Source organism: Xanthomonas sp. F10, from assembly GCF_014206815.1.
In the GTDB taxonomy this organism is placed as follows: domain Bacteria; phylum Pseudomonadota; class Gammaproteobacteria; order Xanthomonadales; family Xanthomonadaceae; genus Xanthomonas_A; species Xanthomonas_A indica.
In genome coordinates, this window is sequence record NZ_JACHNP010000001.1 from 1,517,199 (window position 1) to 1,530,578 (window position 13,380).

Here is a 13,380-nt window from a genome sequence, read left to right on the forward strand (position 1 = left end):
CCGCAGACCGCACACTTCCGGATCTGCTTCGCGCCACCTGCTGAGACGCATGAATACCCGCTACAACGCCGCCGACATCGAAGTTCTCTCTGGCCTGGACCCGGTCAAGCGCCGGCCCGGCATGTACACCGACACCGCACGCCCCAACCACCTGGCGCAGGAAGTCATCGACAACGCCGTGGACGAGGCACTGGCCGGCCACGCCCGGCACATCGAGGTGACGCTGTACAAGGACGGCAGTTGCGAGGTGTCCGACGATGGCCGCGGCATGCCGGTGGACATCCACCCGGAAGAGAAGATCTCCGGCGTCGAACTGATCCTGACCCGGCTGCACGCCGGCGGCAAGTTCAGCGACCGCAACTACACCTTCAGCGGCGGCCTGCACGGCGTCGGCGTCAGCGTGGTCAATGCGCTGTCCACCCGGGTGGAGCTGTTCATCAAGCGCGAAGGCAACGAATACCGCATGGCCTTCGCCGATGGCCACGCCGCCTCCAAGCTGGAGATCGTCGGCAGCGTCGGCAAGAAGAACACCGGCACGCGCCTGCGCTTCTGGCCGGATCCGAAGTATTTCGACACGCCGAAGTTCGCGGTGCGCGCGCTGCGCCACCTGCTGCGCGCCAAGGCCGTGCTGTGCCCCGGGCTGACCGTCAAGCTGCACGACGAGGCCACCGGCGAACAGGACACCTGGTACTTCGAGGACGGCCTGCGCGACTACCTGCGCGGCGAATTGGCCGAGCGCGAGCTGCTGCCGGCCGAGCTGTTCGTCGGCAGCCTGAAGAAGGACCGCGAGATCGTCGACTGGGCGGTAGCCTGGGTGGTGGAAGGCGAACTGGTGCAGGAGAGCTACGTCAACCTGATTCCGACCGCGCAGCACGGCACCCACGTCAACGGCCTGCGCAGCGGCCTCACCGACGCGCTGCGCGAGTTCTGCGATTTCCGCAACCTGCTGCCGCGCGGCGTGAAGCTGGCGCCGGAAGACGTGTGGGACCGCGTGGCGTTCGTGCTGTCGCTGAAGATGACCGACCCGCAGTTCAGCGGCCAGACCAAGGAACGCCTGTCCTCGCGCCAGGCCGCCGGCTTCATCGAGGGCGCCGCGCACGATGCCTTCAGCCTGTGGTTGAACCAGAACGTGGAGACCGGCACGCGCATCGCGCAGATCGCCATCGACCGCGCCAGCGCGCGGCTGAAGACCGAGAAGCAGATCGTGCGCAAGAAGGTCACCCAGGGTCCGGCGCTGCCGGGCAAGCTGGCCGACTGCATCAGCCAGGACCTGTCGCGCACCGAACTGTTCCTGGTCGAGGGCGACTCGGCCGGCGGCAGCGCCAAGCAGGCCCGCGACAAGGATTTCCAGGCGATCCTGCCGCTGCGCGGCAAGATCCTCAACACCTGGGAAGTGGCCTCCGGCAGCGTGCTGGCCTCCGAGGAAGTGCACAACCTGGCGATCGCGATCGGCTGCGACCCGGGCAAGGAAGAGATCGACGGCCTGCGCTACGGCAAGGTGGTGATCCTGGCCGACGCCGACTCCGACGGCCTGCACATCGCCACCCTGCTGACCGCGCTGTTCCTGCGCCACTTCCCTGCCCTGGTGCGCGCCGGCCACGTGTTCGTGGCGATGCCGCCGCTGTTCCGCGTGGACGTGGGCAAGCAGGTGTTCTACGCGCTGGACGAGGAAGAGAAGCGCTCGCTGCTGGACAAGATCCAGCGCGAGAAGATCAAGGGCCAGGTCAGCGTGACCCGCTTCAAGGGCCTGGGCGAGATGAATCCGCAGCAGCTGCGCGAATCCACCATCCACCCGGACACCCGGCGCCTGGTGCAGCTGACCGTGGACGACGGCGACCAGACCCGCTCGTTGATGGACATGCTGCTGGCCAAGAAGCGCGCCGGCGACCGCAAGCAGTGGCTGGAGACCAAGGGCGACCTGGCGTCGCTGGAGGTCTGAGGCGGCCGCAGCTCGATTGCTTGCTGCCGTCGTAGGAGCGGCTTCAGCCGCGATCCGGTGCTCGGAAAGCCCCGTCGCGGCTGAAGCCGCTCCTACGATGAAAGACGACGACATGGCGGGCTTATGCACCGACTTGCTCGTTCGTCACGCTGGCTATCCGGCAATGGATTGCCGCCCAGGCAATCAACCGTGTGCAGGCGCCGCCGCGACCAGGCCGGTGCAGTCGTGATCCTGTAGCTCCTCCGCACCGACGCCGTCGCCGGGACGTGCCGTGGCCGCCAGCAGCACGAAGCCAGGGCGGCCATCGACATCCGCGCCGACCACCGCCAGGGTCTGTTGCGCCATGCCCTGCTGCGGCGGCAACGCGCGCGCCAGCAACGTCAACGGATTCGCATCAAGCGCCTCGCCCTCCACGCGCATGGCCCGATAGGCGTGGCCGTGCAGCGGTTGCGGCAACGGCGCCCAGGCCGGCCCGATCGACGCCTGCATCGCCTGCAGCTGATCGCGCACCTGCGGCGCTAGGCAATCGATGTGGATGTGCAACTGGTCCTGCGAGCGCGCCGAGGGCGGATTGATCGTCAGGCTGGCCAGATCGCGCGGCAGCGGCCTGCCCAGTGCAGTCGCGACCCGGCTGCGCGCCTGCCAGGCCAGGCCCAGCCAGTTCGGCGCACCGGCGGCACGCGCGCGCGGATCCTCGATGCCGCTGACCGGCACCGTCGGGATCAGCAGGTACTGGTAGGCGCCGCGCAGGTCCTTCATCAGCGCGTAGCGCTGGCCGGGCTCGGCATGGACTTCGCTGCACGGCGCCGGATCGGCGCCGGCCCGTGCCTGCGGCAGGCAGCGGGTGCTCAGCAGCCGCCACAGGCGCTGCCGATCGTGGGCATGCGGATCGTGTGCGGCCGGCGAGTCGGACACGGGCCGCGGCGCGCCGATGCAGCCGGCCAGCTGCGTCGCCAGCAACAGGCACAGCGGCAGGCGGAAACGAAAGACGGGCATGCGCAGCGGACCGGACACGGGACGAACCGGCGATTGTAGCCAGCGCCGATGAACCGGCATGCCGCGGCGGCGCCGCCAGCGACCATGGCTTTGTGCACATCCGCCACGCCGACGCCGCGGCCTAGCATGCCGGCTCCCTCCCTGCGAGCGACTGCCCGTGCCGACCTTCCCCTCCGTCCTGCTGGCCGTGCTGCTGGCCGCGACGCCGATGACCGCGGCGCTGGCCGCCGATGCCGATGCGGCGAATGCCGACAAGCCCGACAAGGCTGCCGCCGAACCGGCGCCGCTGCCGGCCGACGCGCAGACCAGCCAGTCCATCCAGCTCGACGGTCGCACGCTGCGCTACACGGTCAAGGTCGGCACGCTGCCGGTGAAGGACAAGCAGGGCAAGGTCGTCGCCGACGTGGTCTATACCGCCTACACCATGGACGGCAAGGACCGCCCGGTGACCTTCGCGCTCAACGGCGGCCCCGGCGCGGCCTCGGTGTATCTCAACCTGGGCGCGATCGGGCCGAAGGTGGTGGCGTTCGGCAGCGAGGGCGACAGCGCCTCGGCGCCGGCGCACCTGCGCGACAACCCCGGCACCTGGCTGGATTTCACCGACCTGGTGTTCATCGACCCGGTCGGTACCGGCTTCAGCCGCTCGCGGGTGCCCGACGAGCAGGCCAAGAAGCAGTTCTACAACCCGCAGGCGGACGTCGAGTACCTCTCGCGCACCATCTACGACTGGCTGCTGAAGAACCAGCGCCTGCAATCGCGCAAATACCTGGTCGGCGAAAGCTACGGCGGCTTCCGCGGCCCGCGCATCACCCACTACCTGCAGACCAAGCTCGGCGTGGCGATGAACGGCGTGGTCCTGGTCTCGCCGTATCTGAACCCGACGCTGGACGACAACGGCGACGTCTCGCCGCTGCCGTGGATGCTGACCCTGCCGTCGATCGCCGCCGCGCACCTGGAGCGCGAGGGCAAGCTGACCCCGGAGGCGATGCGCCAGGTGATCGACTACACCCGCGGCGATTACGTCACGGCGCTGCTGCGCGGGCGTTCCGACCCGGCCGGCACCACCCGCATGATCCAGCAGGTGACCGCGATGACCGGCCTTGACCCGGCCTTCGTGCGCCGCGCCGGCGGCCGCCTGGAGACCCAGGCCTATCTGCGCGAGGTGTTCCGCGACAAGGGCGAACTGGGCAGCCGCTACGACTCCAACGTCACCGCCTTCGACCCGTTCCCCAACGCCCCCGAGCAGCGCGCCAACGACCCGCTGCTGGACAGCATCATCGCCCCCACCACCACCGCGATGGTCGATTTCGTGACCCGCGTGGTCGGCTGGAAAATCGACGCCCGCTACGAGGCGCTGAACTACGACGTGAACCGGCTGTGGGACTGGGACGACGAGCTGCGCAAGGGCTCGGTGACGCAACTGCGCCAGTCGGTGGCGATCGACCCGAAGCTGCGCGTGCTGATCGTGCACGGCTGGAACGACCTGTCGTGCCCGTTCATGGGCTCGGTGCTGACCGTGGACCAGATGCCGGTGATGGGCAACGACCCGACCCGCGTGCAGGTCAAGAACTATCCCGGCGGCCACATGTTCTACAACCGCGCCGACAGCCAGCGCGCGCTGCGCCAGGACGTTTTGGCGATGTATCGGGCGAACTAGCGGGGATTGGGCATTCGGGATTGGGGATTCGCTAAGGCGGGTTCCCGGCGCCGACAGCGGAGATTGGGGAGTTGGGATTGGGGATTCGGAAAAGCCGCATTTCGGCGGCGTGAGCCAGTCCGCATGATTCGGGCAGAGCTCGCTGCAGAGCGGCGAGCGGATATCAGGCTAGCCGGGAATCCGCCTTAGCGAATCCCCATCCCAACTCCCCAATCCCCGCCCCACTCACACCCACCCGGCCAGCGCGAATCCCCGAAAAATCAGGTACGCCACGCCGGCGGCGGCGGGGATGGTCAGGATCCAGGCCCAGACGATGCGTTCGATGACGCCGAAGCGCAGCGAGCGCGGGTTCTTGGCAAAGCCCACGCCCATGATCGCGGTGGAGATGCTGTGGGTGGTGGAGACCGGCATGCCGAAGTGCGCGGCCAGGGTCAGGATCGTGGCCGAGCTGGTCTCCGCGGCGAAGCCGTGGATCGGATGCAGCTTGACCATCTTGTGGCCCAGGGTCTTGATGATCTTCCAGCCGCCGGAGGCGGTGCCGGCGGCCATCACCACCGCGCAGGTCAGCACGATCCAGGTGGCGATGCCCTGCCCCTGATGGGCGTCGGGGTGCAGGAACGCCAGCCACGACGGCAGCTCGTCCAGGGCGCCGGTGCTCTGTGCGCCGATCAGGGTCATGGCGATGATGCCCATGGTCTTCTGCGCATCGTTGTGGCCGTGCGCGTAACCCATGTACGCGGCCGAGGCGATCTGCGCCTTGCCGAAGAAGGCGTTGACCCAGCGCGGCCGCGCCAGCCGCCCGAGCGGACCGCCCAGCTTGGCCAGGCCGGCGATCGCCGCCCACAGCAGCAGCATCACCGCGATGCCGAGCAGGAAACCGGCGATCGGCGAGGTGACCATCGGCACGAACACCTTCCACAGCAGGCCCTTGTTCTTGGCCCAGTCGCCGACGTTCTGCGACCAGATCAGCGCGCCCCAGTTGTTGTGCGCGGCGGCCAGGCCGGCGCCGCACAGGCCGCCGATCAGCGCATGCGAGGACGAGGACGGCAGGCCCTTCCACCAGGTGATCAGGTTCCACACGATGCCGCCGAGCAGCGCGCACAGCACCACCTGCGGGGTCACCGCGACCACGTCGGTGTTGAGCAGGCCCGAGGCGATGGTCATCGCCACGGCGGTGCCGGTCAGCGCGCCGACCAGGTTCATCGCCGCGGCCAGCATCACCGCCCAGCCGGGACTGAGCACCTTGGTGGCGACCACGGTGGCGATCGAGTTGGCGGTGTCGTGGAAGCCGTTGATGAACTCGAACACCAGCGCCGCCAGGATCACGATCAGGACCAGGGTCAGCATTGGCGCGCCTCCGCGCACGAACCAGCGGCGGCCGGCGCGCACAGGGCGCCGCGGCCGCGCAGGCAGCAACTCCGCAGCGCGTCCATCAGGAGTTCTTCAGCACGATCTGGTAAACCACCACGCCGGCCTCGCGGCAGCGGTCGATGGCCTTCTCCAGGATTTCGAAGAACTCCTTGAGCAGGAACATCTGCAGGTTGTCCAGGCGCCCGGAGTAGATGTCGCGGTACAGCTCCAGCATCAGCCGGTCGGCCTCGTTCTCCAGCGAACGCAGCTTGTCGTTGAGCGCACTCATCCGGTCCAGGTTCATGTTGCGCAGATCGTGGACCATCTCCACCACCACCGCCGCGGCCTGCTCGAGCATCGCCGCGCGCGGGGCGAAGTCGATGTGCTCCAGGTGCTGGATCGCCAGCGAGTAGCGGTCGGCGAACTTCTCCACCTGCTTGGGGATCTTGTACAGCGCCGAGCCCAGCGCCTCGATGTCCTCGCGCTCGATCGGGGTCATGAAGCTGTCCACCAGCGCCTGGCCGATCTTGTCGGACGCGGCGCGCTCGCGCAGGCGCGCCAGCTTGAAGCCGTCCAGCGCCGGCTGCCGGTCGGACTCGCGCATCATCGCGTGCAGGGCCTTGGTGCTGTCGTAGGCGGCCTGCGCCGCCTCGTCGAGCAGGGTGTAGAACTGCTTGCCGGAACCGAAGATGGTCTGCAACGAAAACATGCAACGCGCTTCCCGCCGTCGCGGGAAGGACGGCACTGGGGCGGAATTATGACTGTTTGCTGACACCTGCGGGTAGTCGCGGCGGCCAGGCATGCCCCTGACGGCGTCGCGGCGGCGTGGACGCGGCCCCCACCCGGGTTTGCTACCATCGCAGCCGCGCCCTCCGCGGGCGCACCCTATGGACGACCACCCCAGCCCCCCTCCCCCGCGCCGCAACGGCGCCCATGTCCCCGCTTTCCTTGGCGCCAAGGAGCGCGCGCATGCTTGAACTGTTGATCGTGGCAGCCCTGGTGCTGCTGAACGGTTTCTTCGCGATGTCCGAGATGTCGCTGATGACCTCGCGCAAGAGCCGCCTGAAGCAGATGGCGCAGACCAGCACGCGCGCGGCCAAGGCGCTGGCGCTGGCCGAGAACCCCGAGCACTTCCTGTCCACCGTGCAGATCGGCATCACCGCGATCGGCATCCTGACCGGCGTGTTCGGCGGCGAGGCCATCGGCGTGGCGATCGCGGCCAAGCTGCAGGCGCTGTTCCCGGCGCTGTCCGCCAACTTCACCCTGTTCGGCGATCCGCAGCCGTGGTCGGCGCTGATCGGCAAGACCCTGGCGATCGTGCTGATCACCTTCCTGACGCTGATCTTCGGCGAACTGGTGCCCAAGCGCCTGGCGCTGACCCGCTCGGAGGCCATCGCCGGCTTCGTCGCGATGCCGATGGGCTGGCTGGCCTGGATCGCCGCGCCGTTCGTGTGGGTGCTGTCGCGCTCGACCCGGCTGGTGCTGCGCCTGCTCGGCCTGGGCAAGGAGGAGTCGGCCTCGGTGTCCGAAGAGGAGATCCGCATGCTGGTGGCCGAGAGCCACGAGGCCGGCGTGATCGACGCGCACGAGCGCGACATGATGAACAGGGTCATGCGCCTGGGCGACCGCACCGCCGACAGCCTGATGACCCCGCGCAACCGCATCGCCTGGCTCGACGCCAACGCCGAGCCGCAGCGCAACCTGCAGGTGATGCGCGAGCACGAGTTCTCGCGCTACCCGGTGTATCGCGGCAGCGACCAGGACATCGCCGGCGTGCTGGAGGTGAAATCGCTGGTCACGCGCATGGACGGCGACGCCACCCAATTGTTCCAGAGCCTGCGCGACACCCTGTTCGTGTCCGAATCCACGCACGCGATGAAGCTGCTGGAGATCTTCCGCGAGGAGCAGCAGTCGATGGCGCTGGTGGTGGACGAGTACGGCGAGATCCAGGGCCTGGTGACGATCAGCGACCTGATGGGCGCGGTGGTCGGGCGCCTGCAGTCGGCCGACAACGCCGACGAGGACGCGCTGGTGGTGACCCGCGCCGACGGCTCGCTGCTGATCGACGGCTCGCTGGCGATCGAGGATCTGCGCGAACTGCTCGGCGGCGCCGAACTGCCCAGCGCCGAGGAAGGCGACTACAACACCCTGGCCGGGCTGTGCATCTACTACTTCGGGCGCATCCCGCATGCGGGAGAGTTCTTCGACTGGGCCGGCTGGCGCATCGAGATCGTCGACCTGGACGGCGCGCGCGTGGACAAGCTGCTGCTGCGCAAGCTGCAGGACGAGAACAGCGATGACATCACCGGGTGACGCACCCGGCGGCGAGCCCCGCGACCACGGCTACAGCGCCGAGGGCATCCGCACCCTGCTCGACACCTTCGTCCTCGGCGATCCGGACGAACACCTGCGGCTGCGGCTGATCCTCGCCGACCTGCAGCAGAGCGCGTTCGGCGTGTTCCTGTTCGTGGCGATCCTGCCGGCGTTCCTGCCGGTGCCGGGCCTGGCCGGCGGCATCAGCGGGCCGCTGGTGACGCTGATCGGCGTGCAGATGCTGATCGGCCTGCGCAAGCCATGGCTGCCGCGCTTCATCGGCGAGCGCGGGCCGCGCCGCCGCACCATGCAGCGCTTCGTCGGCCGTATCGCGCCGTGGCTACGGCGCCTGGACCGGCTGCTCAAGCCGCGCCTGCCGGCGCTGGTCGACACGCTGCCGGCGCGCGCCTTCAGCGGCCTGTTGCTGATCGTGCTGGGGATCCTGCTGTCGCTGCCGATCCCGTTCACCAACTACGCCTTCGGCGCGATGCTGCTGCTGTTCGCGTTGGCGCTGCTGGAACGCGACGGCGGGCTGATGCTGCTGTCGTGGCTGGGCAGCATCGCCGTGGCGCTGAGCCTGGGATTGGCCTCGGACCAGGTGGTCGACCTGGGCCGGGAATGGATGCAGAAGCTGCGTTGATCCCGCGGCCGCAGCGGCGCTGCGCCGCTGGCCTGGCTCACTTCACCAGAGACAGTTCCACATCGCCGGCGAAGACGTTGCGCCTGTACGACGGGCGCGGCGCTACGCTCTGCGCGGCGCGTTCGCTCGCCTGGCTGCGCGCGCGCTCGAAATACTTGCTCATCTGTTGCAAGGCCGCTTCCAGTCCACATTCGTGCGCCGGCGCCATCGGATGTTGTGCGTTCATTGCCGATCCCCTGTTTGCGTCGTTGTACGGCCATCTCCTGGGGCCGAACGCCACGCTGATGCGCGGCGCGACACGATCACATACCGGGGAAAATCAAGGCGTCGTGAAAGCAGCACATGCTGTGATGCGCATCAACGCAGATGCGGCGTTACTCGCTCGAGTGCGTCTGCGCTCGTAGACACGCGCGCAGAGCTGTGCATCAGGCCGCGGCAGCCACCTGCGTCCACGCTTCTGCCGCCAGTTGGAACGAGCGCAAGCGCGCGGCGTGATCGTGGATGTTCGCGGTCAGCAGCAACTCGTCCGGCCGGTGCCGCGCGACGAAGTCGGCCAGGCCCTGCGCGACCGTGCCGGGATCGCCGAGCACCGTACAGGCCAGCGCCCGCTCCACCCCCAGCTTCTCGTGCGGCGCCCAGAACGCTTCGATGTCGTCGATCGGCGGCGGAATCAGCCCGGGGCGGCCGCGGCGCAGGTTGACGAAGCTCTGCTGCTGGGTGGTGAACAGCCGCCGCGCCTCGGCCGTGGAGGCGGCGGCCACCACGTTCAGGGCCAGCACCGCATACGGCGCCTGCAGCCGCGCCGACGCGCGGAAGTCGCGGCGATACACCGCCAGCGCCTCGTCCATCGCATCCGGCGCGAAATGCGAGGCGAAGGCGAACGGCAGCCCCATCGCCGCGGCCAGGCGCGCACTGAACAGGCTCGAGCCGAGCAGCCACACCGGCACCTCGATGCCCGCACCCGGCACGGCGCGTACCAGTTGCCCGTCCACCGCCGGCTCGAAGTAGCGCAGCAGTTCGGCCACGTCGTGCGGGAACTGGTCGGCGCTGTCGAAATAACGACGCAAGGCGCGCGCGGTGGCCTGGTCGGTCCCGGGCGCACGGCCCAGGCCCAGGTCGATGCGTCCGGGATACAGCGAGGCCAGGGTGCCGAACTGTTCGGCCACCTGCAGCGGCGCATGGTTGGGCAGCATGATGCCGCCGGCACCGACGCGGATACGCTTGGTGCCGCCGGCCACATGCCCGATCAGCACCACGGTGGCGGCGCTGGCGATGCCGGGCATGTTGTGGTGCTCGGCCAGCCAGTAGCGGTGGTAGCCCCAGCGTTCGGCATGCTGGGCCAGGTCCAGCATGTTGGCGAAGGCGCCGGCAGCGTCGCTGCCTTCGCAGACCGGGGCGAGGTCGAGGATGGAGATCGGCATCATGTGAGGCGGGTTCCTGCAGGCGATGCGATCGAATTGGGGGCACCGGTCGCCGATTGCAGTGGCTGCGGCCGGAACGCTGATTTGCGCTGGGTGTAGTGGGTGGATGTGGGCGGGACGCTTGGCTGGCTGCCGTACCCTCACCCCAACCCCTCTCCCGGGGGGAGAGGGGCTTTGGCCTCTCCCTTCTCCCACCAAGAAGGTGCCCCGAAGGGCGGATGAGGGTGCGGCCGAAGCTTCGCGCAACCAGATCCCTGCAGACGCTGCGCGCTCCGTTCCCTCACCCCAACCCCTCTCCCGAGGGGAGAGGGGCTTTGACTGCCTGCGCCGCCGCGCTACCACGCGGGTTGCACGGCACGCCGGCTACGCTGGCGAACCCGCCCTCGCCTGGTCACCTCCATGTCGCTGATTCCGCCGCCCGCCCCCGTTCCCGCCCTGCCCTTGCGCGACCGTGTGGTGCTGGTCACCGGCGGCGCGCAAGGCATCGGCCGCGGTGTGGTGCAGGCGGTGCTGGGCGCCGGCGGCCGGGTCGCCTTCTGCGATCTCGACGCCGATGCGGGGCGTGCCTGCGTGGCCGAACTGGACGCCGGCGAGCGCCTGCTGTTCCGCCGCGTCGACGTGGCCGCCGAGGCCAGCGTGCGCCGCTTCGTCGATACCGCCTTGGCCCGCTTCGGCCACATCGACGGCCTGGTCAACAACGCCGGCATCGCCGATCCGCATACCGGACCGCTGGAGCGGCTGTCGCTGCGCGAATGGAACCGACGGCTCGGGGCAAGCCTGGGCGGCGCATTCCTGTGCAGCAAGCACGCCCTGCCGGCGCTGCGCGACAGCCGCGACGGGGGCGCCATCGTCAACATCGCCTCCACCCGCGCGCAACAGTCCGAACCGGATACCGAGGCCTATGCCGCGTCCAAGGGCGGGCTGGTGGCCTTCACCCATGCGCTGGCGATCAGCGCCGGTCCGGCGGTGCGGGTCAATTGCATCAGCCCCGGCTGGATCGCCACCGATGCCTGGCGCATGCCGAACGCGCGACGCGCTCCCAAACTGTCGCGGCAGGACCATGCGCAGCACCCCGCCGGGCGGGTCGGCACGCCGCCGGACATCGGCGCATTGGCGGTCTATCTGCTGTCGGCACAGGCCGGCTTCATCACCGGCCAGGACTTCGTGGTCGATGGCGGGATGACGCGCAAGATGCAGTACGCCTGACGGCGTGGGGATTGGGGAGTCGGGATTGGGGATTCGTTAAAGCGGGTGTTGCCTCACCTGACGGGCCACGTGCATAGCTGGCAGCAACCCGCCTTTGCCAATCCCCAAGCCCGACTCCCCAATCCCGCGGCGATCAGCCACCAACCAGCGGCCGCAACTGCGGATCCAGCGCCACGCGTTCGTCGAAGACGAAGCAGCGGCCGTCGTAGCCGTCGCCGCCCACCTCCTCGAAGTAGCCGAGGATGCCGCCGTCCAGTTGCAGCACGTTGTCCATGCCATCGGCGCGCATCCACAGCGCCGCCTTTTCGCAGCGGATGCCGCCGGTGCAGAAGCTGACCACGGTGGCGTCGGCCAGCGCCGCACGATGCGGGGCCAGCGCCTCCGGCAGGTCGGTGAACTTGACGATCGGCAGGGTCAGCGCGCCGGCGAAGGTGCCATGGACCACTTCCTGCGCATTGCGCGTGTCCAGCAACACCACGCGCCGGCCGGCGTCGTCGTGGCCCTGGCGCAGCCAGCGCTGCAGCGTGGCCGGCGCCACCGCCGGCGCGCGCGCCGCCCCAAGCGGTGAGGCGGCGTCGCGGCGGAAGCTGATGATCTCCGGCTTGACCTTGACCTTCAGCCGCGCGAACGGCTGCTGTGCGCTGGCGCTGGTCTTGATGCGCAGATCGGCGAAGCGCGGATCGCTGCGCAACTGCGCGTAGAAGCCGTCGATCGCCGCCGGCGCGCCGGCCAGGAACAGGTTGATGCCCTCGCCCGCCACCAGGATGGTGCCGCGCAGATCGCCGTCCTGCGCCCAGGCGTGCAGCTGCGCGGCGAGCGCGTCGGGGTCGGCGATGGCGACGAAGTGGTAGGCGGCGGTATTGGCGATCATCGGCGCATTTTAGAGCCTGCGGCGCGCGACCGCTGCAGGACACGCTGCTCCCCACGCACCGGCGACGCGCGCCAAGGCTGGGGCCCGCAGCGCCAGCGCCGTCGCTAGCCGCGCAGCAGCAGGAACGGCAGCAGCACCAGCGAGGCCACCAGCAGCATGCCCAGCAAGGTCGCCAGCACGAACAGCGGGCGCTGCCGCAGCAGGCTGGCGAAGGTCTCGGCGCTGCCGTCGCGCAGCGCCGCGGCGCGCTCGGCACGGGCACGTTGGCCACGTTCGGTCTGGTACTCGGCCAGCAGCGCCTTGGCTCGCGCCTGCTCGGCGTCCTCGCGCAGCCAGATCCCGCCGGCGGAGATGCCGAAGGTGCCGGCGCGGGTTTCGTAGTAGCCGATGCCGGCGGCGTCGAGCAGCGCGCAGACCTCGGCGCGCTCGTCGTCGGGCACGTGGCGCAGATTGAGCAGCAGTTTGGCCATGCGCCGATGATAGCCGCTGCGGCGATGCGCTACCCTTGCACGCCCTGCCCGCCGTGGACGTCCCGCATGCGCCGAATCCTGCTGCTGTTGAGCCTGTCGTTGCCGGCGTGGCTGCTGAGCGGCTGCACGCCGCCGGGTCCGCCGCCCGGCGGCAGCATCGCCGCGTTCCAGGCCACCGACGAGCGCGTCGGCGATGGCGCCGAGGCCCGGCCCGGCAGTCGCGTCACCGTGCACTACACCGGTTGGCTGTACGACGAGCATGCCAAGGACAAGCGCGGCGAGAAATTCGATGCCTCCGCCGACCACGGCCAGCCCTTCAGCTTCGTGCTCGGTGCCGGCCAGGTGATCCGTGGCTGGGACGACGGCGTGGCCGGCATGCGCGTAGGCGGCAAGCGCCTGCTGATGCTGCCGTCGGATTACGGCTACGGCGCCAGCGGCGCCGGCGGGGTGATCCCGCCGGGCGCCTCGCTGGTGTTCGAGGTCGAACTGCTCGATGTCCAGCCGCGTTGAGCCGCGC

The 13,380-nt window shown here is 69.4% G+C and carries 13 protein-coding genes; 6 read left to right on the forward strand and 7 right to left on the reverse strand.

Features of this window, described 5'->3' with window-relative positions:
- Positions 1-49 precede the first annotated feature (49 nt).
- A complete protein-coding gene (parE, locus tag FHR56_RS06710; RefSeq protein WP_160946547.1) occupies positions 50-1,939 on the forward strand; it encodes a DNA topoisomerase IV subunit B in 1,890 nt (629 codons plus the stop codon).
- A 183-nt stretch (positions 1,940-2,122) separates the two neighbouring features.
- Here the strand turns inward: parE and FHR56_RS06715 are convergent, their stop codons facing one another.
- Entirely contained in the window at positions 2,123-2,935 is an 813-nt protein-coding gene (locus FHR56_RS06715; RefSeq protein WP_237473109.1) for a CDP-diacylglycerol diphosphatase, read from the reverse strand.
- Positions 2,936-3,092: 157 nt separating this feature from the next.
- On the opposite strand from FHR56_RS06715, the gene FHR56_RS06720 reads away from it, so the two are divergent.
- Complete coding sequence (locus FHR56_RS06720; protein WP_160946546.1) at positions 3,093-4,592, forward strand: S10 family peptidase; 1,500 nt, start codon at positions 3,093-3,095, stop codon at positions 4,590-4,592.
- Positions 4,593-4,817: 225 nt separating this feature from the next.
- Here FHR56_RS06720 and FHR56_RS06725 read toward each other — a convergent pair whose 3' ends face one another.
- Both FHR56_RS06725 and FHR56_RS06730 read right to left on the reverse strand, forming a co-directional pair.
- A complete protein-coding gene (locus FHR56_RS06725) occupies positions 4,818-5,939 on the reverse strand; it encodes an inorganic phosphate transporter (protein ID WP_160948507.1) in 1,122 nt (373 codons plus the stop codon).
- An 85-nt stretch (positions 5,940-6,024) separates the two neighbouring features.
- Positions 6,025-6,651 (reverse strand): DUF47 family protein, encoded by a 627-nt coding sequence (locus tag FHR56_RS06730; protein WP_160948508.1) that lies wholly within the window; start codon positions 6,649-6,651, stop codon positions 6,025-6,027.
- Positions 6,652-6,911: 260 nt separating this feature from the next.
- Here FHR56_RS06730 and FHR56_RS06735 point away from each other — a divergent pair, with 260 nt between their 5' ends.
- Both FHR56_RS06735 and FHR56_RS06740 read left to right on the forward strand, forming a co-directional pair.
- On the forward strand, positions 6,912-8,255 hold the full coding sequence (locus FHR56_RS06735) for a hemolysin family protein (RefSeq protein WP_019797718.1): 1,344 nt from the start codon (positions 6,912-6,914) through the stop codon (positions 8,253-8,255).
- The gene (locus tag FHR56_RS06740) at positions 8,239-8,895 is read left to right on the forward strand and encodes an exopolysaccharide biosynthesis protein (protein ID WP_160948501.1); all 657 of its coding nucleotides are present in this window, start codon (positions 8,239-8,241) and stop codon (positions 8,893-8,895) included. The genes FHR56_RS06735 and FHR56_RS06740 overlap by 17 nt, the downstream gene beginning before the upstream one ends.
- A 37-nt stretch (positions 8,896-8,932) precedes the next feature.
- Here the strand turns inward: FHR56_RS06740 and FHR56_RS06745 are convergent, their stop codons facing one another.
- Both FHR56_RS06745 and FHR56_RS06750 read right to left on the reverse strand, forming a co-directional pair.
- The gene (locus tag FHR56_RS06745) at positions 8,933-9,121 is read right to left on the reverse strand and encodes a hypothetical protein (protein ID WP_160948500.1); all 189 of its coding nucleotides are present in this window, start codon (positions 9,119-9,121) and stop codon (positions 8,933-8,935) included.
- Positions 9,122-9,320: 199 nt separating this feature from the next.
- Positions 9,321-10,319 (reverse strand): LLM class flavin-dependent oxidoreductase, encoded by a 999-nt coding sequence (locus FHR56_RS06750; RefSeq protein WP_160948499.1) that lies wholly within the window; start codon positions 10,317-10,319, stop codon positions 9,321-9,323.
- A gap of 396 nt (positions 10,320-10,715) precedes the next feature.
- Between FHR56_RS06750 and FHR56_RS06755 the strand changes: the two genes are divergently transcribed.
- Positions 10,716-11,522 carry an SDR family oxidoreductase gene (locus FHR56_RS06755; protein WP_184502443.1) on the forward strand — a complete coding sequence of 269 codons (807 nt, stop codon included), beginning with the start codon at positions 10,716-10,718 and terminating at the stop codon, positions 11,520-11,522.
- A 133-nt stretch (positions 11,523-11,655) separates the two neighbouring features.
- On the opposite strand, the gene FHR56_RS06760 is transcribed toward FHR56_RS06755, so the two are convergent.
- A complete protein-coding gene (locus FHR56_RS06760; RefSeq protein WP_160947435.1) occupies positions 11,656-12,393 on the reverse strand; it encodes a sulfurtransferase in 738 nt (245 codons plus the stop codon).
- 104 nt (positions 12,394-12,497) lie between these two features.
- A complete protein-coding gene (locus FHR56_RS06765) occupies positions 12,498-12,863 on the reverse strand; it encodes a DUF6164 family protein (RefSeq protein WP_160947434.1) in 366 nt (121 codons plus the stop codon).
- A gap of 66 nt (positions 12,864-12,929) precedes the next feature.
- Here FHR56_RS06765 and FHR56_RS06770 point away from each other — a divergent pair, with 66 nt between their 5' ends.
- A complete protein-coding gene (locus FHR56_RS06770) occupies positions 12,930-13,373 on the forward strand; it encodes an FKBP-type peptidyl-prolyl cis-trans isomerase (RefSeq protein ID WP_184502444.1) in 444 nt (147 codons plus the stop codon).
- Positions 13,374-13,380 lie beyond the last annotated feature (7 nt).

Coding starts and splice junctions, on each gene's coding strand:
- parE (WP_160946547.1), top strand. CDS start 50: ATGAATACCCGCTACAACGCCGCCGACATCGAAGTTCTCTCTGGCCTG.
- FHR56_RS06715 (WP_237473109.1), bottom strand. CDS start 2,935: ATGCCCGTCTTTCGTTTCCGCCTGCCGCTGTGCCTGTTGCTGGCGACG.
- FHR56_RS06725 (WP_160948507.1), bottom strand. CDS start 5,939: ATGCTGACCCTGGTCCTGATCGTGATCCTGGCGGCGCTGGTGTTCGAG.
- FHR56_RS06730 (WP_160948508.1), bottom strand. CDS start 6,651: ATGTTTTCGTTGCAGACCATCTTCGGTTCCGGCAAGCAGTTCTACACC.
- FHR56_RS06735 (WP_019797718.1), top strand. CDS start 6,912: ATGCTTGAACTGTTGATCGTGGCAGCCCTGGTGCTGCTGAACGGTTTC.
- FHR56_RS06740 (WP_160948501.1), top strand. CDS start 8,239: ATGACATCACCGGGTGACGCACCCGGCGGCGAGCCCCGCGACCACGGC.
- FHR56_RS06745 (WP_160948500.1), bottom strand. CDS start 9,121: ATGAACGCACAACATCCGATGGCGCCGGCGCACGAATGTGGACTGGAA.
- FHR56_RS06750 (WP_160948499.1), bottom strand. CDS start 10,319: ATGATGCCGATCTCCATCCTCGACCTCGCCCCGGTCTGCGAAGGCAGC.
- FHR56_RS06755 (WP_184502443.1), top strand. CDS start 10,716: ATGTCGCTGATTCCGCCGCCCGCCCCCGTTCCCGCCCTGCCCTTGCGC.
- FHR56_RS06760 (WP_160947435.1), bottom strand. CDS start 12,393: ATGATCGCCAATACCGCCGCCTACCACTTCGTCGCCATCGCCGACCCC.
- FHR56_RS06765 (WP_160947434.1), bottom strand. CDS start 12,863: ATGGCCAAACTGCTGCTCAATCTGCGCCACGTGCCCGACGACGAGCGC.
- FHR56_RS06770 (WP_184502444.1), top strand. CDS start 12,930: ATGCGCCGAATCCTGCTGCTGTTGAGCCTGTCGTTGCCGGCGTGGCTG.